Source organism: Haloferula sargassicola (genome assembly GCF_040362925.1).
Lineage (GTDB): Bacteria > Verrucomicrobiota > Verrucomicrobiia > Verrucomicrobiales > Akkermansiaceae > Haloferula > Haloferula sargassicola.
Map to the genome: position 1 here is coordinate 190,084 of NZ_BAABRI010000004.1, position 20,805 is coordinate 210,888.

20 protein-coding genes are annotated in these 20,805 nt (G+C 66.7%); 12 read left to right on the top strand and 8 right to left on the bottom strand.

The features are described from left to right. Nucleotides 1–19: 19 nt before the first annotated feature. The 5 genes from ABXH26_RS04785 to ABXH26_RS04805 all read right to left on the bottom strand — a co-directional run bounded on the left by ABXH26_RS04785 (nucleotide 20) and on the right by ABXH26_RS04805 (nucleotide 4,869). The gene (locus ABXH26_RS04785) at nucleotides 20–1,171 is read right to left on the bottom strand and encodes an ABC transporter permease (protein WP_353565904.1); all 1,152 of its coding nucleotides are present in this window, start codon (nucleotides 1,169–1,171) and stop codon (nucleotides 20–22) included. 4 nt (nucleotides 1,172–1,175) lie between these two features. Then, entirely contained in the window at nucleotides 1,176–2,324 is a 1,149-nt protein-coding gene (locus tag ABXH26_RS04790) for an ABC transporter permease (RefSeq protein ID WP_353565905.1), read from the bottom strand. Beyond that, nucleotides 2,309–3,004, bottom strand: coding sequence for an ABC transporter ATP-binding protein (locus ABXH26_RS04795; RefSeq protein WP_353565906.1), 696 nt, complete (start codon nucleotides 3,002–3,004; stop codon nucleotides 2,309–2,311). The genes ABXH26_RS04790 and ABXH26_RS04795 overlap by 16 nt, the downstream gene beginning before the upstream one ends. After that, nucleotides 3,001–4,407: an efflux RND transporter periplasmic adaptor subunit gene (locus tag ABXH26_RS04800; protein WP_353565907.1), complete on the bottom strand. Its 1,407-nt coding sequence runs from the start codon at nucleotides 4,405–4,407 to the stop codon at nucleotides 3,001–3,003. The genes ABXH26_RS04795 and ABXH26_RS04800 overlap by 4 nt, the downstream gene beginning before the upstream one ends. A gap of 90 nt (nucleotides 4,408–4,497) precedes the next feature. Beyond that, a complete protein-coding gene (locus tag ABXH26_RS04805; RefSeq protein WP_353565908.1) occupies nucleotides 4,498–4,869 on the bottom strand; it encodes a hypothetical protein in 372 nt (123 codons plus the stop codon). A gap of 221 nt (nucleotides 4,870–5,090) precedes the next feature. Here ABXH26_RS04805 and ABXH26_RS04810 point away from each other — a divergent pair, with 221 nt between their 5' ends. Together ABXH26_RS04810 and metX are read left to right on the top strand one after the other, a co-directional pair. Beyond that, nucleotides 5,091–6,746 carry an esterase/lipase family protein gene (locus tag ABXH26_RS04810; RefSeq protein ID WP_353565909.1) on the top strand — a complete coding sequence of 552 codons (1,656 nt, stop codon included), beginning with the start codon at nucleotides 5,091–5,093 and terminating at the stop codon, nucleotides 6,744–6,746. 135 nt (nucleotides 6,747–6,881) lie between these two features. Further along, nucleotides 6,882–8,027: a homoserine O-acetyltransferase MetX gene (gene metX, locus ABXH26_RS04815; protein ID WP_353565910.1), complete on the top strand. Its 1,146-nt coding sequence runs from the start codon at nucleotides 6,882–6,884 to the stop codon at nucleotides 8,025–8,027. A gap of 13 nt (nucleotides 8,028–8,040) precedes the next feature. On the opposite strand, the gene ABXH26_RS04820 is transcribed toward metX, so the two are convergent. Further along, nucleotides 8,041–8,844, bottom strand: a complete 804-nt coding sequence (locus ABXH26_RS04820) for a hypothetical protein (protein WP_353565911.1) — start codon at nucleotides 8,842–8,844, stop codon at nucleotides 8,041–8,043. Beyond that, nucleotides 8,844–9,416, bottom strand: coding sequence for a 23S rRNA (guanosine(2251)-2'-O)-methyltransferase RlmB (rlmB, locus tag ABXH26_RS04825; protein ID WP_353565912.1), 573 nt, complete (start codon nucleotides 9,414–9,416; stop codon nucleotides 8,844–8,846). Before rlmB ends, ABXH26_RS04820 begins: the two co-directional genes overlap by 1 nt. Nucleotides 9,417–9,646: 230 nt before the next feature. Between rlmB and ABXH26_RS04830 the strand changes: the two genes are divergently transcribed. The 3 genes from ABXH26_RS04830 to ABXH26_RS04840 all read left to right on the top strand — a co-directional run bounded on the left by ABXH26_RS04830 (nucleotide 9,647) and on the right by ABXH26_RS04840 (nucleotide 12,295). Next, nucleotides 9,647–10,249 (top strand): hypothetical protein, encoded by a 603-nt coding sequence (locus tag ABXH26_RS04830; RefSeq protein WP_353565913.1) that lies wholly within the window; start codon nucleotides 9,647–9,649, stop codon nucleotides 10,247–10,249. Between the two features lie 76 nt (nucleotides 10,250–10,325). Beyond that, complete coding sequence (locus ABXH26_RS04835) at nucleotides 10,326–11,018, top strand: YwaF family protein (protein WP_353565914.1); 693 nt, start codon at nucleotides 10,326–10,328, stop codon at nucleotides 11,016–11,018. Nucleotides 11,019–11,065: 47 nt separating this feature from the next. Then, the gene (locus ABXH26_RS04840; RefSeq protein ID WP_353565915.1) at nucleotides 11,066–12,295 is read left to right on the top strand and encodes a 4-hydroxy-3-methylbut-2-enyl diphosphate reductase; all 1,230 of its coding nucleotides are present in this window, start codon (nucleotides 11,066–11,068) and stop codon (nucleotides 12,293–12,295) included. Between the two features lie 6 nt (nucleotides 12,296–12,301). On the opposite strand, the gene ABXH26_RS04845 is transcribed toward ABXH26_RS04840, so the two are convergent. Continuing rightward, nucleotides 12,302–14,008, bottom strand: coding sequence for a hypothetical protein (locus ABXH26_RS04845; RefSeq protein WP_353565916.1), 1,707 nt, complete (start codon nucleotides 14,006–14,008; stop codon nucleotides 12,302–12,304). 86 nt (nucleotides 14,009–14,094) lie between these two features. On the opposite strand from ABXH26_RS04845, the gene proC reads away from it, so the two are divergent. The 7 genes from proC to ilvN all read left to right on the top strand — a co-directional run bounded on the left by proC (nucleotide 14,095) and on the right by ilvN (nucleotide 20,677). Further along, on the top strand, nucleotides 14,095–14,895 hold the full coding sequence (gene proC / locus ABXH26_RS04850; RefSeq protein ID WP_353565917.1) for a pyrroline-5-carboxylate reductase: 801 nt from the start codon (nucleotides 14,095–14,097) through the stop codon (nucleotides 14,893–14,895). A gap of 43 nt (nucleotides 14,896–14,938) precedes the next feature. Next, nucleotides 14,939–15,865 (top strand): tetratricopeptide repeat protein, encoded by a 927-nt coding sequence (locus tag ABXH26_RS04855; RefSeq protein WP_353565918.1) that lies wholly within the window; start codon nucleotides 14,939–14,941, stop codon nucleotides 15,863–15,865. A 2-nt stretch (nucleotides 15,866–15,867) separates the two neighbouring features. Then, nucleotides 15,868–16,380: an LPS assembly lipoprotein LptE gene (lptE, locus tag ABXH26_RS04860; protein ID WP_353565919.1), complete on the top strand. Its 513-nt coding sequence runs from the start codon at nucleotides 15,868–15,870 to the stop codon at nucleotides 16,378–16,380. A gap of 66 nt (nucleotides 16,381–16,446) precedes the next feature. Next, entirely contained in the window at nucleotides 16,447–17,112 is a 666-nt protein-coding gene (gene rsmI, locus ABXH26_RS04865) for a 16S rRNA (cytidine(1402)-2'-O)-methyltransferase (RefSeq protein WP_353565920.1), read from the top strand. Between the two features lie 115 nt (nucleotides 17,113–17,227). Further along, on the top strand, nucleotides 17,228–18,151 hold the full coding sequence (locus ABXH26_RS04870; protein ID WP_353565921.1) for a sugar phosphate isomerase/epimerase family protein: 924 nt from the start codon (nucleotides 17,228–17,230) through the stop codon (nucleotides 18,149–18,151). A gap of 147 nt (nucleotides 18,152–18,298) precedes the next feature. Continuing rightward, nucleotides 18,299–20,026 carry a biosynthetic-type acetolactate synthase large subunit gene (gene ilvB, locus ABXH26_RS04875; protein ID WP_353565922.1) on the top strand — a complete coding sequence of 576 codons (1,728 nt, stop codon included), beginning with the start codon at nucleotides 18,299–18,301 and terminating at the stop codon, nucleotides 20,024–20,026. A gap of 114 nt (nucleotides 20,027–20,140) precedes the next feature. Beyond that, nucleotides 20,141–20,677, top strand: a complete 537-nt coding sequence (gene ilvN / locus ABXH26_RS04880) for an acetolactate synthase small subunit (RefSeq protein ID WP_353565923.1) — start codon at nucleotides 20,141–20,143, stop codon at nucleotides 20,675–20,677. The last annotated feature ends 128 nt before the right edge of the window (nucleotides 20,678–20,805 follow it).

Genomic DNA, 20,805 nt, shown 5'->3' on the forward strand with positions numbered 1-20,805 from the left:
AGGGTTGGAGTGGATGGTTTCAGGACATGCGGAGAGCGGTCGGCAGCGGCGGTCGCAGGCAGCGGATGGCGGGCGGGATGGCGCCGAGGATGCCGAGGAACAGACCGGTCGCGATGCCGGTCAGCGCGACACCCGGGCCGATATCCACGGTGAAGGCTCCAATCGAGAACGGCACCGTGCGCCCGTCGAGCAGCAGCACCGCCACCGCCGAGGCGAGCAGCGCGCCGGTCAGGCAGGCGAGCGTGCTTTCCTGCACCAGGCTCCAGAGCAGCGTGGCGCGGCCGAAACCGATCGCCTGCAGCGTGCCCATTTCCCGCACCCGCGAGGCGAAGGCCGCGTAGAGCGTGTTGACCCCGCCGAAAAGCGCGCCCGCGCCGATCAGCCCAGCGGTGACCCAGATCATCGCCCGCAGCGGGCCGAAGAAGGAACTCAGGCGACCGTAGTAGTCGCTCTCGCGCAGCGCGGTGAGCTCGAGGTCGAGCCGCTGCTTGGCGAACAGGTCGGCCTCGGAAAAATCGGCCGGATCGTCGAGCCGCAGCACCACGCAGGACAAGGAGTCGCGCTGGGCGAGCACCCGAAGGTCGCCGAGCGTCGCCCACACCTCGGACTCCAGCACGGTGCCGGGCGCGGCGAACTTGCCGGCGATGGTCAGCTCCTGCCCGTTGAGCACGAGCCGCCGGCCGAGCGGCAGGCTGCCCTCCGGCACGCCGAGTTTCCGCCAGGCCAGGCGTCCGATCATCACCTCTCCCGCCCGCGGGAAGCGGCCCTCTATCATCCGCACCTCGGGATGGACCCGCAGCGCCTCGGGGGCCACGCCGCGGACCAGCGCCTGGCTGCGTTGGCCGCCGGGCAGGTCGAGGTAGTTCATGTAGTGGATTTCCCCGGACACCGCGCGCACGCCGAGGTTTTCGGAAATCCCCGGCACGCTCGCCGCGGCGATCCCGGCTACCTGTTCCGGCACTTCGCTGCGCTGCACGCTCTCCTCCGAGCCGCTGCCGACGAGGATCACGTTGCGCGGCGAACCGGACGCGGAGAGCACCTCGTTCATGCCCTGGTTGATCGCCACCGCGGCCATCACCAGCAGCACGACCAGCGCGCTGCCGCCGATCGTCTGGAGCAGGCGGGACTTCGAGCGGAACAGGTTCCGGGCGGCGTAGCTGAAGGGAAGCATGAGCTTAGTGACGGAGACTGTGGACGATGGGCTGGCGGATGGCCTGGAAGGCCGGCCACAGCGAGGCGAGGATCCCGAGCAGCAGTCCGGCTGCGGTGCCGACGACGACCACCGCCAGGTCCGGCTGGATGGCCAGGGTCTGGCCTTCGTTTCCCATGGTGAAGCTCTGCCAGCGCAGGAAGGCCGCGGCCAGCCCCACCCCGGCGAGGCCACCCGCCAGGCCGAGCATGCCGCCCTCGCTGACGACCAGGGTGGCGATCGACCGGCCCGGATAGCCGAGCGTGCGCAGCACCGCGTTTTCCTTCACCCGGCCGCGGACGACGAGCAGCAGCGCGTTGGCGACGAGGGCCGCGACGGCGACCACCGCGCCGATGCCGAGCCAGCGGGTGAAGCCGATCAACTCGACCAGTTCCTTCGCGGTCTCGGCGAAGAAGGCCTTTTCCGGCCGCGTGTCAGTCGGCTCCTGCGCGGAGCGAAAGAGTTCGTCGATCGACTCCGACACGCGCTTGAGGTCGTCGGCGGATCCGACCCGGACATTGAACTGCGTGACCACGCCGAGCCCGGCGCGCGATGCCTGCTGGAGAAACGGCAGCTTCACGTAGGCCACGTTGTTGTCCTGCGGGTGCGGCGAGCGCAGCACGCCGGAAACGGTGACGGTGACCCCGGCGGCGTCGAAGCGGTCGCCCGGTGAAAGCCCGCGCCGCTGGGCGAAGACCTCGCCGAGCAGGGCGCCGTCGTCACGCTTCAGCCACTCCTCCTCGCTGCCCTCGATGATCTCGATCTCCGGCGCGAAGCGTGTGAGCTGATCGGCCGGCACGCCGCGGAAGGTGACCACGTCAAGCGAGGCACCGCAGTTGTTCACCACCACTTGCACCGGAATCACCTCGCGCACGCCGTCGATGCGGCGGATTTCGTCGGCATAGTGCTCGGGCAGGCGGCTGGTCGAGGGGCAGAAGCGGTTCTCGCGATAGACCACCAGCATGGTGTCGGCCGCCGTCGCCTCGGTCGCCCGCGCCAGCGAGCGCTGCAGCGTTTCCACCGCGGTGAAAAGGAACATCCCCGAGGCCACGCCGAGCACGGTCAGCAACGAGCGCACGCGATGGCGCACGAGCTGCAACCACGACAAACGTAGTAGATTCAGGAAACGTCGCATGCGTTCTCGAGGAGTTGGCCCTTTTCGAGGTGGAGCGTGCGGTCGGCGGCGGCCGCCGCCTTGGCATCGTGGGTGACCATCACGATCGTCTTGCCATGGTCGCGGGTCAGCCCGCGCAGCAGGTCGAGGATGCGGGTGGCCGCGGCGCGGTCGAGGTCGCCGGTCGGTTCGTCGGCGACGAGCAGCGGCGGGTCGGCGACGATCGCGCGGGCGATCGCCACCCGCTGCTCCTGACCGCCGGAAAGCTCGGTGGGCGTGTGGTGGATGCGGTCGCCCAGCCCGACCAGCTCCAGCGCGGCCGAAACACGGTCGTGGCGCTCCTTTTTCGAAAGGTCGGAGAGCAGCAGCGGCAGCTCCACGTTCTCGAAGGCGGTCAGCACCGGGACGAGGTGATAGAGCTGGAAGATGTAGCCGATGTGCCTCGCCCGCCACGCGGTGAGCTGGCGGCGCGACAGGCTGGCGACTTCCTCGCCGGCGATCACCAGCGATCCCTGGGTCGGCGAGTCGATGCCCGACAGCAGGTTGAGCAGCGTGGTTTTCCCGGAACCCGACGGACCCATCAAGGCGAGGAACTCGCCCTTCGGCACATCGAGGTCGAGCGCTTCGAGCGGGGTCACCACCGTGGCGCCCTTGCGGTAGCTCTTCGAGAGCCCGCGGCATTGGATCATCAGGTCGTTCATGGCTGGATCTGGGTGGGGTTCACGCGCTGGTCGTCGCGGAGTTCGGGAGGAGAAACGACGACCCACTCGCCGGGGCGGAGGCCTTCAGCGATCTCGACGTAGCCCTCGCGCGTGTTGCCGCCGGGCGTGACGTTTCGAGCTGAGACCCGCTTCGTTTCGGGATCGCAGACCCACGCGGTCTCGCCGGCGAGGGCGGCCTCGGGAATCCACGTCGCCAGCGTGCCGGCGCTGACGGGGGTCGCGGCACCGCCGGCCCTCGGGGTTTCGAGGAACTCGACGCGGCAGAGCATTTCCGGCCGCAGTTGGTCGCTCGGGTCATCGATCCTCACCTTGGCCTGCAGCGTGTTCCGTTGCAGGTCGGCCTCGCCGGTGATGCGGGTCACCTCGCCGTGGAACACCGTGTCGGGCAGCAGGCTGCAGCGGATCCGCGCCGGCTGGCCGATCTGCAGGCCGGCGGCATCGGCCAGCGGGACGTCCACGCGGACCTGCAGGTGCTGCGGGTCGAAAAGAATCGCCACCGTGGCGCTGTCCGGATCATCCATCGCGAGCATCTTCTTCTGGCCCGGCGCGGCGAGCAGGCGCAGCACCCGTCCCGCTTGCGGGGCGCGGATCTCGGTTCGGGAAAGTGCCAGCTCGGCACGTTCGACGTCGACCTTCGCGGCTTCGACCTCCGCGGCGAGCACCTCGCGCTGCGCCTCGAGCCGCTTCACTTCCGCCTGCGCCCGCTCGACCGCGGCCTGCGCCGCCACGGCGGCCGCCCTGGCCTTGCGGTCGGCACTGCGGATCGCCACCGCCTCGGCCTCGGCGATCGCTCCGCGCGACAAGCCTTCGATCCGGCCCGCCCGGTCGCCGGTTTCCTCGATCAGGGCCTGTACGGCCTCGCCCTCGGCTTCCGCGGCGACCACCTCGCGGCGGGCGGACTCGATCGACTCGGCCTGCGCGGCGAACCCGGCCTCCTTGGTGCGGAGCGCCTGGCGGGCATGGCGGAGATCGAGTTCGAAGTCCTCGCGGATCAGGTTGGCCAGCGGCTGATCCTTGTCGACGGCTTCGCCTTCGAGCACATGCACTTCGGAAATCACGCCGGCAACCAGCGCGGTGGCCTTGATCGGCAGGGGGTCCGGCTCGACCCAACCGCTCGCCTGGAAAGCCATCGGCCCGTCGGCGGCCAGGGCGGAAATCTGATCGGACGGGTGCGCTTTTTCGGCGTCAGCCGGCGTGGCGAGCACCACCGCGACCTCGACCTCCGTGGCCGGCAGGATGCGATCGCGGAACAGGGCGAGAAAAAGGAGCGCGAAACCGAGAGCGATCCCGGCGGGGATCAGCCAGGCCGGCAGCCGGCGTTTTCGGACGGAAGGAGGAGAAGACTCCGGCGCACGCCGGAGGTCATGGAGTGATGGATTCATTCAGGGCAACCATGGAGACACGGGGCATCCGAACGGATGCGCGAATCGCGCCGGGAGGGCGCGACGAAGCGGGACGGAAACCGCCCGGCTTCAGAGTCTCCAGATCGCCAACAAGGATCGTCGCGCGCTGTCCGAGGTCGGCCCGCGGATCGGGCAAGGCCGGTCAACCGATTGCGGCACCTCGATCGTTTCCCGAAGCACCACCACCGGCTGCCAGTCCAGCTCCAGCACCGGGACGTCCGGCGGGACCGGCATCGGCGCGGGCGGCTGGGCATCCGGGAGCTTCGCGAGTTCCACACAGCACGGCGCGTGCTCGCCATGATCGGATCCGCAGTTGGAGCAGCAGTCGTCGTCGACGGACGCCACCATCCACGAGGCAACACACACCCGCACCGATCCTCCCGCCGCCGGGGCGAAAAGCCCCAGCAGGAAGATCAGGCACATGGCGACGATCCGACTCATGGTGGGCCCACTGATCCCTCCACGCCGCAGGTCGTCAAGTTGGAAAACCTAGCTTAAAGGCCTCCACGCGAATGGCTGCCCATTCATGATTCACCCAACATGCCCGCCACCAGCTGCACGTCGTCCCGACATCGGGCAGAAGATACCTATTCCACAACCAGAGTGTCAGGAGCTTTGGCTCGCCTCCCCCGCGCCGGGCACGGTAAACCCGCGGCCCAGCCGTGAAACGCCTTCTTCCGCTCGCCCTTGCCTTCACTTCCTGCGTGGCCCCGATCGCCATGCGAAAGGTCGAGCCGATCCCGCCCGCCGCCAGCGCGGTGCCGGCCAACCACCTCCAGCACGCAGCGCGAGCGGAAACTCTCGACGAGCTGCTCGCCGACCTCCGCCGCGCCCACGATGCCATCGTTTCGGGCAACGACACCGCCATCCCCGAATACAATTTCCTCACCGGCCGCTTGATCGAGCGGCTGGAAAAGGACGACCTCCAGCCCTGGGGCACCACCATCGCGGTGGCGGGAAACGATGGCACCCGCACGCTTTCGGGCGACCCAAAATGCGCGTTCCGGGTGGGCGGCTACGATTTCCTGCCGACCGATTCGATCGAGTTCACCGGCAAGTACTCGACTCGCCCGAACCTCCAGCCCGGCATCGGCTCGACCTTGGTGAGTCATCCCGAGGGCTCGCTGGATTTCACCGGCCCCATCCCGGGCGACGTGAAGGCGAAGACGCTGACCGCCCTGGTGCGCTTCGAGGGCGACCGCGCGCTGCTCGACCTGCTCGATCCCTACCACACCGAGTCCGTCCGCCTCGGCGGTCGCACGCTGCCGCTCGCCGCCGATTACGTGTCGAACACCTCCTTCGCGCTGAGCGCCACCCGCATCGACAAGTTCGGGCTGATCCGCCTGCTGCGGGCCGACCGCTTTTCGGACACCGCCCGGATCACGCGCATCCAACCGTACGATCCCGACCGCGTGCCCGTCCTGCTCGTCCACGGGCTGCAGGACACGCCGGCGACCTTCGCGCCGATGTATTACAACCTGATGGCCGATCCGGAGTTAAGGAAACGCTGCCAGTTCTGGGTCTTCAGCTATCCCAGCGGCTACCCCTATCCGTGGTCGGCCGCGCTGCTCCGCCGCGAGCTGGACCGGATGCAGCGCGAGTGCCCCGGCCACCGAGATATCGTGATCGTCGGCCACAGCATGGGCGGGCTGCTTTCGCGGCTGATGATCACCGATGCCGGCGACTCGATCTGGTGCGCCTACTTCGGGAAGCCGCCGGAACGGACGGGCGTCCACGGGGAAAGCCGGCGCATTCTGGAGGAGGCGCTGGTGTTTCACGAAAGGACGGACATCGCCCGTGCGATTTTCATCAACACGCCGCATCGGGGCTCCGAGCTGGCCTCGAACTGGATCGGCCGGCTGGGCTCGCGGCTGGTGAAGCTGCCCACCTTCCTCGCGGACATGCGCGATTCCGCCGTGAGCATCGTGACCAACGACCCGTCCGGCCTGGTGCTCGACCACGTGCCGAACAGCATCGACACCCTTTCGCCGAAGAGTCGCTTCATCCGCGCGGTCGACAAGCTGCCGATCGATCCGGGCGTGCCCTATCACAGCATCATCGGCGACCTGGGTCGCGGCAACACGCCGAACTCCAGCGATGGCGTGGTGGCCTACTGGAGCGCCCACCTCGAAGGCGCAGAGAGCGAGCGCATCGTTCCGACGTGGCATAGCGGCCACCAGAGCGCCCAAGGCATTGATGAGGTCCGCCAGATCCTGCGTGGACATCTCGGCCTGCCAAAAGCCGAGCCGATGTTCATCCCGCCGAATCCAAATCCGTCGAACGTCGATTTCGGCAACGGACCGCCGGGGCAGCGGTAGCGGGTGCAAATCCACCACTCCCGTTTTTTCCATGCCCGTTCATCTGCGGTTCAAACTCCCGGGTCACGGTTCCACTCGCCGGCAGCGCACTTGGCACTTGGAACTTGGAACATCCGCCACTAGACACGCCCTCCCGTGTCCAAAGTCACCACCCGCTTCGAAACCTTCCGCGATGACGCCCCGCTGCGCCTTCGTGAGGGCGGCGAACTGCCCGAAGCCACGCTGGCCTACGAGTCGTGGGGCGAGCTGAACGCCGATGGCTCGAATGCCATCCTGCTTTTCCATGCGCTCTCCGGCAGTCACCACGCCGCCGGCCACAACCCCGAGATCCCCGAAATCGGCGAGCGCTGGCAGGAGGAACTTCACGACGGTTGGTGGGAAGGCATCGTCGGCCCCGGAAAGGCGCTCGATACCGACAAGTATTTCGTCCTCTGCGCCAACTATCTTGGCGGCTGCTACGGCTCGACGGGGCCGTCGTCCATCGATCCGCGCACCGGGAAACCCTACGGTTCAACATTTCCCCACCTCACCGCGGCCGACCAGGTCGAGATCCACGCCCGCCTGCTCGACCGCCTCGGCATCGGCAAGCTGCACGCCGTGGTCGGCCCCTCGGTCGGCGGCCTGGTGGCCCTCGTCTTCGCCACCCGCTTCCCCGAACGCGCGCCGCGGGTGGTCTCGATCGCCGCCGGCTACAAGACGACCGTTCTCAACCGGCTGATCCTGTTCGAGCAGATCCTGGCCATCGAGAACGACCCATTTTTCAATGGCGGCGACTACTATGACAACGGTCGGCCCGACTACGGTCTGGCGCTGGCGCGGATGATCTCGCACAAAACCTTCGTCCACCTCGACACCTTCGAGCGCCGCGCCCGCCGCGACGTGGTGCACGATACGGAAAGCCTGGCCTGGTACCGGGTGCGCGACCAGTTCCAGAGCTACATGCTTCATCAGGGGAAGAAGTTCACCAAGCGCTTCGACGCCAATACCTACCTGCGGATCATCGACCTGTGGTCGAAATTCGAGGGTGCTCGGGAAGGCGACGCCGAAACGCCGGAGGACTTGTTTTCCCGCTGCACGGAGAATGGGCAGAAGTGGCTCGTGTTCTCGATCGACTCCGACTTCTGCTTCTATCCGGAAGAACAGGCCGAACTCGTCGGCCACCTGCACGAAGCCGGCGCGGACGTGATGCACATCACCGTCCACTCGGACAAGGGGCACGACTCCTTCCTGCTCGAGCCCGACCTCTACACGCCGCACATCTCGTGGCTGCTGGCACAGTGATCCCGGAGTTTCGTTAGCCGAGCCGCCACACCTGATCGGCCTCTCCAGCCCGGAAGCCGCCGTCCTTTCCCACCACCCGGCCGCAGGAGAGCAGTCCGTCCCGCCACTCCAGCCAGCGCGCGCCGTGCGGGTTGACGAAGGCACCGGTGTTGACGACCACCTTTCCCCGCCGCGACCAGATGCCGTGGTGGTGGAAGTGCCCGATCACCATGACTTCCGCCTGCGGAAAATATCGCTCCGCGAAGCGGGCGGCCTCCTCCGCCTGCTGCGACCACACCCGCAGGATCTCGAAGGCGCGCTTGGGTGGGTTGAGCGCATCCATGGCGCGCTTGAGGAACGACCGACCCTTTGGAATCGCAGGCGCCTTGAGCACCAGCGCCATCTCGCGGGCGAGCTGGAGCCGCTCGCCGGCGTCGGTTTCCGCGGCGCGGTGCTCGGCCCACAGGGCCTTGACCTGCTCGAGCCGCGCGAAGGCCTCGCGGCTCCACGGCGAGCCGCCCCACATGACCGCATCGCCATGGGTGATGACTACCCGGCCTTCCGCCAGCTCGACCCAGCCCTTGCCCGGCCAGCCGGGATCATGGTTGCCGGAAAGGAACACCGTTTCCACGCCCAGCTCCGCGCAAAGCGCTTCCAGCTCGCGGAGCAGGCCCTCCGCCCGCGGTCGGAAGGCCCTGGCCAGCTCCTGCCAGGTGTCGCCGTTGAAGACCACCGTGCCCATGCCCTCCAGCAGCGGCCGGAGCTGCTCCGCCGAGGAAATCCTGGAAGCCGGATGGCCCAGATGCAGGTCGGACAGGATGCGGACCGGTTCTTTCATCACAGGCGCTGTCGCACGGCTTCGTAGAGGCAGACGCCGGCGGAAACGGAGACGTTGAGGCACTCGACCCGCCCCGCCATCGGCAGCTTGGCGAGGAAATCGCAGTTCTCCTCGGTGAGGCGGCGCATGCCCTTTTCCTCGGCGCCCATCACGATGGCTAGCGGCCCTTTCAGATCGAGTTCGTAGAGCATCTTGTCGGCGTGATCGGAGGTGCCGACGAACCACACGCCGGCGTCCTTCAGCCGCTCCATGGTGCGGGCCAGGTTGGTGACCTGGACGAAGGGGACGTGGTCGGCCGCGCCGACCGAGACGCGGCGCACGGTCTCGGTGATGGCCACCTGCTTGTCCTTCGGCGCGATCACCGCATGGACGCCCGCCCCGTCGGCCGTGCGCAGGATGGCGCCGAGGTTGTGCGGATCCTGCACGCAATCGAGCACCAGCAGGAAGGGCACCGGGGTTTCCGAAACGATGCGCATCAGCTCGTCCTCGCTCATCGAGGGCACGACGGTTTCGGTCGCCGGCTTGACGTGGCGGTTCTCGCGGGCCTCGCGGCTCTGGCGTTTCGGTTTCACGGCCGCAGCATGGAAAGCCCCGGCCCGGTCCCGCAAGCGAGGAGATGCGGCATGTTCCACCCTCCGCCACCCCGGGCGGAACCCGCCGCGCAGGATTCCACGATGGGGAGTTGACGCGACGGGGATCGGTGGAGCATTTCAAGGCACACGCTCCTTCTCTAACATTTCATGGAATCCCCCGTCGGCATCCATGATCGGGATGAAGCATCCATCATCTAACCTCATCATTCATGAAATTCGTGGTTCCCGTTGTTGTTTCCGCCACCGCCCTGCTGGCGACGAGTTGCGCCACCTTTCCCGGCAACCAGCTCCCCCATGTGGCCGACACGTCGGCGACGGGGGTGAAGAAGGTTCCACTGACCTACTCGATGCAATCGAGCCACGAGCTGATCAAGGGGCGCGAGACTCCCTCCACCGCCGCCGTCGCGACCGAGGCCGCCGGTCCGTTGGTTGACAGCATGAACGGAAGCGGACGCTTCTCTTCGGTGCGCCAGGGACAAGGCGGCGCCATCCACGTGGACGTGAACATGCTCAACCACGGCAACGGCCCGGCGGCGATGGCCTCCGGCTTTTTGACCGGCTTTTCCCTGTTCACCATTCCCGGCTTCGCCACCGACCACTACAAGCTGACCGCCAAGGCGCGCTCATCCTCGGGCCAATCCCACCAGTATGTCCTCGAGGACCGTGTGACCACCGTGTTCTGGCTTCCCATGATCGTGGCCGCCCCCTTCAACAGCCCGCAGAAGGTGGTTCCCGAAGTTCAGGAAAACATGTACCGGAACCTGATCCAGAACATGGAGAACGACGGCCTGATCCCCCGCGCCTCGCGCTGAGAACCGGAGGCGGTCGGATCCTGCAGGCCCGTGGTTTCGGTTTGGCGGATGGCCGGGACCTGCTTTGCTCGGCCGCGTGACCGCCGCCCGCTTCGTCCCGTTCTCCGCCCAGCACGGCCTGACCGCGCTGACCGGGTTTGCGATCATCGCCGCGCTCGTCGCCATCGGCCGGCGCGGCGGGTCCGCGGCACGCTCGGCGCGGGCGCTGCTCGCGTTTGCCAACCTCGGCAGCTATGCCGTTTCCCAGTGGGCATGGACGGGCGCCAATCCGCCGCCAGCGCTCGACAACATCGTTCCGCTCCACCTCTGCGACCTGGCCTCGTTCATCGCCGGCTTCGCGCTGATCACCCGGCGGCCGACGCTGATCCTGCTCACCTACTTCTGGGGACTGGCCGGGACCCTGCAGGGCATCGCCACGCCGGCGCTCGACTACGCCCTGCCCCACCCCATCGCCTTCGCGTTTTTCCTCCAGCATTTCGCCATCATCGCCGCGGCCATCTATTTCCCCGCCGCGGATGGCTGGCGGCTCGAAGCCCCCTGGTGGCGCGGACCGCTGAAGGCCTTCGCCTGGCTCAACGCCTACGTGGCCATGGCGATCACCGCGAATTCGCTCCTCGGCACCAACTTCGGCTTCCTCGCCGCCAAGCCGACCACGCCCTCGCTGCTCGACCGCCTCGGCCCGCACCCGGTTTACATCGTGTGGCTGGAAATGATCGCCCTGGTCCTGTTCGCGCTGCTGTCCCTGCCGGTGCGCGCCGCGCGGAGCTAGCCGACTTGCCACTTGCCACGTGGCACTTGCCACTTTCTTGTCCCTCCGTGCCCGAGCCCGCCGGAAAAGAAAAACGCAAGCGAGTCAACGTCCGCCGCCCGGACGTCATGAAGGTCGTCACCGAAGAAGTAGAGGCCCACTACCGGTCGTCGATCGTGGAAAAGATCAAGACCCACGGCGGCTCGCTGACCCTCGGCAACACCACCATACGGCTGGCCCAGCAGTTCGGCTTCTGCTACGGCGTCGAGCGGGCGATCGACCTCGCCTACGCGGCCCGCAAGGTGTTTCCCGAGCAGCGCATTTTCCTGATCGGGGAAATCATCCACAACCCCGAGGTCAACCGCCAACTGGCCGACATGGGCATCGTTTCGCTGCCGTGGAAGCAACTGAGCGCCGATTACGATGACCTGACCGAGGACGATGTCGTGATCGTGCCCGCCTTCGGCGCGCCCACCCATTTCATGGAAAAGATCGCCAGCTTGGGCTGCTACGTGGTCGATACCACCTGCGGCGACGTCATGAAGGTCTGGCGGCGGGTCCGCACCTACGCCAAGGAGGGCATGACCTCGATCATCCACGGCAAGGCCGGCCACGAGGAAACCCAGGCCACCGCCTCGCGTGCCCTGGGTGACGATGGCACCGGCCATTACGTGGTCGTCCTGACCCTCGACGACACCGATTTCCTCTGCCGCTACATCCGCGAGGGCGGCGACCGTGAGGCCTTCTTCGCCCGCTTCGAAAACGCGCTCTCCCCGGGCTTCGATCCGGACCAGCACCTCCATCGCGTCGGCGTGGCGAACCAGACCACGATGCTGAAAAGCGAGACCGAAGAGATCCAGCGGCGGGTGAAAAAGGCGGTGATCACGCGCGATGGCGACGACGCCAACTTCATCGTCTTCGACACCATCTGCGGTGCCACCCAGGAGCGACAGGACGCTTTGTTCGAAATGCTGAAGAAGCCGATGGACCTGATGCTGGTCGTGGGCGGCTACAACAGCTCGAACACCTCCCACCTGGTGGAGATCGCCGAGCAGGAGCTGCCGACCTTTTTCATCCGCAACGCCTCGTGCCTGCGCGACCTCGAGGAGGTCATCCACTACGACCTGCACAAGAAGTCGGAGGTCACCAGCGGCTACCCCGCCGCCATCCTCGGCGACGGGCCGGTCACGGTCGGCATCACCGCCGGGGCCTCGTGCCCGAACAACCTGATCGAGGACACGATCTTCAAAATCTTCGCGATGCGCGGCATCGACGAGGCCGCGGTGCGCGCGGCCTGACGGGGCTTACTCCGCTTCCAGTTTTTCCAACGCCGTCGCGGCCTCCTTGGCGCGCTCGGGCTTACCGGCCTTGGTGGCGACCTGCTGCAGGCGGGTGAGCAGTTCGTAGTCGCTGGGAAAGGTCTTCAAGTCCTCCTCCAGCGCGTCGAGCGCCTTGTCCCATTCGCCCTCGGACGAGAGGTAGTCGCTGAGCCGGACGCCCATGGGCAGCAGCACCATCGGCGGCATCATCAGCGAGGCCCGGCGCTGGCGGTCGCGGGCGGAAAGGAACCAGTTGTAGGCCGAGCCGCGGCCTTCCTCGGGCCCGCGCAGGGCCAGCAGGCCGTTGAGTTCGCTGGTCATGATCTCCATGCCTTGGAAGCAGCGCATCCAGTGCGATTGCTCGCCGCGGGCGGCGGCGACCTTGCGGGTCTGCACGAAGTTCGAGCCGAGGCGCGCCATGTCCTCGATCAAAAGCCGGGCCGCCTCGGGCTGGCCGGCCTCCATCGCCAACTGCGCGCCGACCGCGGTCGAGTGCGCCTGGAAAGACCAGACGGCGAGCGTGTGCTCGCGCAGGCCCTTGGTTTCCTCGATGGAAGGCAGACTCTCCTTGGCTTTGTTCAGGTCGCCGGCACCATTGCGACGCATGAGAATCCGGGCGGGCAGGGTTTTCCCCTCCCACAGCAGCATCCGGCCGCCATCGGATTCGGCCCGGTCCGGCGGCACCTCGACGGCGCACACCGCCTCCGCCGCAGCCAGGGCCGTGTCGTAGTCGCCCTTGCTGGCCAGTGCCACGGCGCGGTAGACCTCCGCCTTGGTCCAGCCGGGGCATTCGAGCGGGCCGAGGCCGGTCTCGCGCATCCAGGTGGCGTAGGCATCGCCGGCCCAGCCAAAGGCCGCCTGCGCCGGTCCGGCGTTTCCACAGCGCCACTCGTAGTGCCCGAGCAGGTGAAAGTACGGGCCGAACTGCGGCGACTCCGCACTGATCGAGCGGGCCATCTTGAGGTCGCCCGAAAGGTCGGGCGCCTCGGCCCGCATCGCCAGCAGGGCGTATTTCAGATACGACTGGTCGGGGTGCTTCGCGATCAGCTCGCGGACCTGCTTTTCCGCCCGCTCCTCATCCGGGGTGGCATCGCCGGTGATGTCGTAGCCGCCGCGGCCGAGCAGCGCCTGCAGCAGCACCAGCTGGGGGTCGTTCGGGTATTCCTCCGCGGCCTTGCCGAAAATGTTGGCCGCCTCCTGCGCGCCTTCTTTCACCAACATGGACAGCCCGTAGACATAGCGGTGCTCGAGGTCGGTGCCGTAGCCGAGATCGACCAGCCCCAGCATGCGGTTGAAGGCGGCCTCGCGCTGCTTGGAGAGGTCATCGCTGCCGTGGAGGAGCGAAAGGCCGACGCCCCAGGTCGCCATCAGGCAGTCGGGATCCTGCTGCAGCGCCTTCACGAAATGCCGGTAGGCCTCGAAGTCCCAGCCGGTGTGGAGGCAGGTCATGCCGTCGCGGACCGATTGCTGGACGTCGGGGTTGAGCGCGGTGACGGTCATGTTCACCCCGCCCTTGACCGGCGGGGACGTGGGCGCCGGCAGCGCGGCGACCGTGGCTGAAATGAGGTCGGCCACGTCGGGCATGGCCGGGATTTCCTCCGCCGCCGGAGCCGGATCCGCCTTCGGCGGGGTGGCCTGTGCCCATGTCAGTCCCGTTCCCGCCATCAGTACTGCCAGCCATCCGTATCGCATGCGGCGCACGATGCTGGCCGCCGCGCGCCGCTCCAAGCAAAATGAACACTCGCCCGCCGCCGGCAGGCCGCTCTAGCCTCCCGCCCATGAAGCTCGGAGTCATCGGATGTGGAAAAATGGGCACCGCCCTGGTCGGCGGAGCGGTCCGCGCGGGCGCGGTGACGGCGGAGGCCCTGACGGGCTTCGACCCCCACCCTGCGGCCCGCGAGGCCTTCGCCGAAGCCACCGGCGGCAGGGTGGTCAAGTCCATCGAGGACCTGGCCGGTTGCGACACCATGCTGCTCTGCACCAAGCCCCAGCACGCCGCCGAGGCGCTCGGCGCGCTGAAATCCAGTGCTGCGCCGGAGGGCCTGCTGGTCTCCATCGCGGCCGGGCTGACCCTCGACTGGCTCGCCGCCCATGCTCCGGACGGCTGGCGGCTGGTCCGCTGCATGCCGAACACGCCGGCCCTGGTCGGCGAGGGCGCGGCGGGCTTCGCCTGCTCGGCCAACGCGACCCCGGCCGACTGTGAGGCGGCGCAGTCACTGCTCGGCGCGGTCGGCAGCGCCCACGCGCTGCCGGAAAAGCTCCTGGATGCCGTGACCGGCCTGTCCGGCAGCGGGCCGGCCTTTGTTTTCCTGATGATCGAGGCACTGGCCGATGGCGGCGTGCGCGCCGGTCTGCCGCGGGACGTGGCCTTGGAGCTGGCCGCCCGCACGCTGCGCGGGGCCGCGACCATGGTGCTGGAAACCGGGCTCCACCCCGGCCAGCTCAAGGACCAGGTGACCTCGCCCGGTGGCACCACCATCGCCGGGCTGGCCGCGCTGGAAGCCGGCGGGCTGCGCTCGGCGTTGATCGAGGCGGTGACCGCCGCCAGCCGGCGCTCGCAGGAACTCGGGCGGTCCTGATTTTCGCTTTCCGCCCCCCGCCCGCCCTCTATAGCGTCCCGCCATGCGTTCGAGGCTCGCCCTTTTCCCGATCATCGTCCTGCTGGCATCCTGCGCGGACGATTCCAACCTGCCGCCCATGGTCAGCGCCGGATCATCCGACAACGGCCGCGCCGAGGCCCTCTTCGCCGAGGCGCAGTCCGCGGAAAATGCCGGCAAGACGAAGAAGGCCGTCAAGCTCTACGACGAGATCGCCGACAAGATCGCCCTCTCGCAGAAGGCCCCCGAGGCGCGCTTCCGCCAGGCCAAGCTGCTCGACCAGATGGGTGAAACCGAGGACGCCTTCGATGCCTACCAGGCGGTCATCAGCCGCTACCAGGGCAGCGGACTCTATCGCGAGGCCTTCGACCGGCAGCGGGAGATGGCCTTTTCCGCTGCTGACGGCGGGATCAAATCCAGCTTCCTCGGGCTGAAATCGAACCTGCCGAGCAAGAAGATCATCGAAATGCTGCAGAAGGTGGCCGCCAATGCCCCGCGCTCCGCCACCGCCGCCAAGGCCGCCTACAAGATCGGCGACATCTACGCCAGCGACGGCAAGATCTCCGAGTCCGTGGAGGCCTTCCGCAAGGTGGTGATCGACTACTCGAACTACCCGGAGGCCCCCGAGGCGCAGTTCCGGATCGGCGAGGTGCTGCTCACCGAGGCCCGCGAGGGCAACCAGGACCAGGCCAACCTGGACCGCGCCGAGGAGGCCTTCCGCGACTACCTGAGCCAGTGGCCCGGCCACCGGCGCAACGCCCAGGCGCGCAAGCTGCTGTCGAGCATCGGCGGCCGCGACATCCAGAACACCTTCGACATCGCCAAGTTCTACGAGAAGAAGGGCGACACCCCGTCGGCCGTCCTTTACTACAAGGAAGTCGTGCGCCGCGCGAAGTCCGGCGACCTCCACGACAAGGCCCAGGCCCGACTTTCCGCCCTCGGCGGCAACTGACCATGACGCGCTTCCTCGCTCCCCTCCTCGTCCTCGCCGCGGCGCTCACCGGCTGCGCCGGCTACACGGTCGATGGCGCCAAGCCCGCCGTGCTGGCCTCGGTGAAAACCATCGCCGTGCCGATGTTCCGCAACGACACCCTGCTCCCCCGGGCCGAGGCCCTCGCGACCTCCGCCGCGGCGGAGGCCTTCGTCAACGACGGCACCTACCGCATCGGCACCCGCGATTCGGCCGACGCGGTGCTGGAGGGCACGGTGAGCAAGATCGACTACGCCCAGCTCCGCTCGGCCCGCCTCGACACGCTGCGCCCGCTGGAGCTGCAGGACACGGTCACGCTCACCTGGGTGCTGCGCGATGCCGCCAACCCGAACCAAGTGCTGGCCTCCGGCACGTCCTCCGGCTGGTCGCGGTTTTTCGTGGACTCCAACCTCCAGACCGCCCGCAACAACTCGCTGCCCGATGCGCTCCAGCGCGCCAGCGAAGCCATGGTTTCCCGCCTCGCCAACGGATATTAGGTTCGCGTTGGGCGTTGGGCGTTGTTTCCCCAATAAGCCATCACGCATAACCTCGAACCAGGCACCATGATCCACTTCGTCCCCACCCCCATCGGCAACCGGGACGACATCACCCTGCGGGCCATCGAGGCGCTCAAGAACGCCGACCGCATCGCCTGCGAGGACACCCGCCACTCCGCGCCCCTGCTGGCGCACCTCGGCATCGCCGGCAAGCCGCTCGTTTCGCTCCATGAGCACAACGAAGTGCGGCGGATCCCGGAACTCGTCGCCGCCGCCCGGGGCGGGGAAACCATCGCCGTGGTGTCCGATGCCGGCATGCCGGGCGTTTCGGATCCCGGCTACCGGCTCATCCAGGCCTGCCTACAAGAGAGCCTCGACTACGAGGTCCTGCCCGGTCCTTCCGCCGTGCTCACGGCGCTGATCGGCTCGGGGTTTCCCTGCCACGCCTTCCATTTCCTCGGCTTCCTTTCGGTGAAAAAGGGCAAGCGCCTCGCCGCGATGGAGGCGGCCTTGGAAAACGACGGCACCACCCTGTTCTTCGAGTCCCCGCACCGCCTGATCTCGACCCTCGAGGTGCTCGCCAAAGCGCATCCGGACGCCCGCTGCTGCGTCGCCCGCGAGCTGACCAAGAAGTTCGAAACCTACCACCGCGGCACCGCCGCCGAGCTGCTGGCGCATTTCCAGAGCCATCCGCCGAAGGGTGAGATCGTTTTTCTCATCGCAGGGGACTGACGGGCCTCTTCTCCATAGCTCGTATAGGTCCCAAAGAACCTATTCCCCCGCATCCCGCGTTCCACCTTGGAACTTGGCCCTTGGTACTTGGAACTTCGGAGGCATAGCCTCCGCCGTGCCCGCCTTTTCGACCTGCTGGAACAACTCCCGCCACACCGATGGCGAGGCGATGATCGATGAGATCCTCGAACTCGGCTTCAGCGAGCTGGAGCTGTCGCACGGGATGACGATCACCAAGCTTCCCGGCATCAAGAAGGCCTTCGAGGACGGGCGTTTCACCTGCCTCGGCGTCCACAACTACTTTCCTTCGCCGGTGGAGGTGATGATCGATGCGCCGGACGCCTACGAATACACCTCCCACCGCGGCTTCGACCGCCAGCGGGCGATGGAGATGACCAAGCGCACGCTCGATCTCGCCGCCCAGTTCAAGGCGAAGTACGTCGTTCTGCACATGGGCTCGGTGCCGTTGAGTCCGAAGAAGTGGACCAAGCGCCTGACCACCATGGTCGCCGAGGGCGAGCGCGACACCGCGCGCTTCGCCAAGGAGCGGATCGCCTTCGTGAAGAAGCGCGAGAAGCTCGGGCCGCTCTACTATCAGCGGGCGATCGCCGCCCTCGAGCAAATCGCCGAGCAGGCCAAGGAACTCGACCTGCTGCTGGCCATCGAATCGCGCTCGCGCTTCGAGGACATGCCCACGGAGCGGGAAATGATCGCCCTCCAGGAACACTTCAAGGACCACCCGAACGTCGGCTACTGGCACGATTTCGGCCACGTCCAGCTGAAGCACAACCTCGGGCTCCTCGATCACCACGAGTGGCTGGAGACCATGCGGCCCTACCTGATCGGCGGCCACGTCCACGACGTCCAATGGCCCGCCCGCGACCACCGCGTGCCCTTCACCGGGGAGCTCGACTACCAGCAGATTCTGTCGTTTTTCCCCGCAGGCTGCCCTCTGACCTGGGAACTCTCCCCGACCCGCAAGTCCGAGGAAATCCTCGAGGCGTTTGCGGCTTGGAAGCATCTTTTCCCGGATCGATAGGCAGCACTCAAGGTCTTCTTTCTTGGATTTTGACCATTTTCCGAATCAAGATCGACCCTTAGGACACACTTTGCCGCGAAAACCTCAATTTTCGGGTTGCACCGCAGTCGAAAAAGTCCGACTTCGGCCTCGGACACCAAATTTCTCATGAGCAAGGAACAACTGGACGGCGCCCAAGCGCTGATCAAGACCCTCGACGAACTCGGGATCGAATACATCTTCGGCTACTCCGGAGGTGCGGCGATTCCGATTTTCGATGCCCTCGAAACCGTGAAGACGAAGATGAAGTTCATCCTCGTCCGCCACGAACAGGGAGCCGTCCACATGGCCGACGGCTACGCCCGCGCCACCGGCAGGCCCGCCGCGGTGCTGGTGACCTCCGGCCCGGGTGCCGGCAACACCGTCACCGGCCTGATGACCGCCCAGATGGACTCGGTGCCGATGATCGTGCTCTGCGGCCAGCAGGTGACCTGGATGCTCGGCAAGGACGCGTTCCAGGAGGCCGACATTTTCGGCATCACCATGCCGGTAGTGAAACACAATTTCCTGGTGAAGGAATCCAACGACCTGCCGAAGGTCGCCCGGGAGGCCTATCACATCGCCACCACCGGCCGTCCCGGTCCGGTGCTGATCGACATTCCGAAGGATGTTTCGCAAGGCCCGTTCACCGGCGACCTCAAACCCGAACTCGACCTGCCCGGATACCATCCGGAAAAGGCTTTCGAGATCGATCCCGCCGCGGTCGAGATCGCGCTCGATTTCATCGCCCATTCCCGCCGTCCGGTCATTCTGGCCGGCCAGGGGGCGATGATCGCCCGCGCCGGCGAGGAGCTGATGAAGCTGGCGGAAACGCTGCAGTGCCCGGTGACCACCACCCTGCTCGGCAAGGGGGTGTTCCCGGAAACCCACCGGCTTTCCCTCGGGATGCTGGGCATGCACGGCACCGCCTATGCGAACAAGGCGATGGTCGAGGCCGACCTCATCCTCAACGTCGGCTCGCGCTTCGATGACCGCATCATCGGCCAGGCCGACAAGTTCGGCCGCAACGCCAAGATCATCCACATCGACATCGATCCGGCGGAAATGTCCAAGATGATCGTGCCCCACGTGCAGGTCATCGGCGATGCCAAGGCCGCGCTCGGCGAGCTGAACAAGCGGGCGGAAAAGCTCGACACCGCCCCGTGGCTCAGCGCGCTCGACGGTTACAAGAAAAAGCATCCGCTGACCTACCGCAAGCAAGGCGGCCTGCGCATGCAGCAGGTCATCCAGGAGCTTTACGAGCAGACCGGCGGCAAGGCGATCGTGACCACCGACGTGGGCCAGCACCAGATGTGGGCGGCCCAGTTCTACCTGAATGACCGCCCCTACGAATGGATCTCCTCCGGCGGTGCCGGCACCATGGGCTTCGGCTTCCCGGCCGCCATCGGCGCCCAGCTCGCCTGTCCGGACAAGACCGTCATTTCGATCGCCGGCGATGGCGGGTTCCAGATGACTTTGTTCGAACTGGCGACGGTGGCCATCCACAAGCTGCCGGTGAAAATCGTGGTGCTCAACAACCACTACCTCGGCATGGTCCGCCAGTGGCAGGAGCTGTTTTTCGAAAACCGCGAATCCGGCGTGGATCTCCACGGCAACCCGGATTTCTGCAAGCTGGCCGCCGCCTACGGCATCCCCAGCGTGAACATCAAGCGTCCGGCCGACGTTTCCCGGATGATCGAAAAGGCCCTCGAATACAACGACGGCCCGATCCTGATCCACGCCGAGTGCGTCAAGACGGACAACGTGTTCCCCATGATCCCCGCCGGCGCCGCCCTCGAGGACATGCTCACCGAGCCGCCGAAGCACAAGATGGCCAAACCCACCGGTTCGACCTGAGGGCCCGTGGCCTCCGATGGAAGATGCCGGATGGTAGAGGGGCGATCCTTACCCCCCCGCACCACCCGGTCTTCCATCCACCATCTCCGATCCACCATCCACCATCTTCTTCAAATGAGCTCCATCGTCACCACCGACACCCCCGTGGACGGCACCACCGGCCAGGGCACCCACACGCTTTCGGTCTTCGTGAACAACAAGGCCGGGGTTCTCATGCGCATCTGCCAGGTTTTTGCCCGGCGCGGCTTCAACATCGACTCGCTGGTCGTGTCGCAAGGCCGTTCGGCCCGCTTCTCGCGGATGACCATCGGCATTTCCGGAGACCCCCAGGGCCTCGAGCAGATCATCAAGCAGGTCAGCAAACTGATCGACGTCATTCACTGCTCCGAGCACCACTCCGAGGACTCGGTGACCCGCGAGCTGTGCATGGTGAAGCTGAAATGTTCGCCCTCCGAGCGCTCGCAGGCCCTCCAGATTGCCGAGCACTTCACCGGCAAAACCGTCGATCTCACGCCGACCTCGATGATCGTCATGATCACCGGCGACAGCCAGAAGGTGGATGCCGCCGTCACCATGTTCTCCCAATTCGAGATCATCGAAACCGTCCGCACGGGCAAGGTGGTGATGGCGCGTGGGCAGGCGGGGACGTAAAAATGAGTCGCCTTCTGGCCTGTAGATTGCTTCAAATTGAATTTAGATCCGGGGTTTAAAAGACGATTCTGACACAGAATTCTGGTTCACCCGAGCCAGCTGTTCGATCTTTCATTCCCCATTTCCAA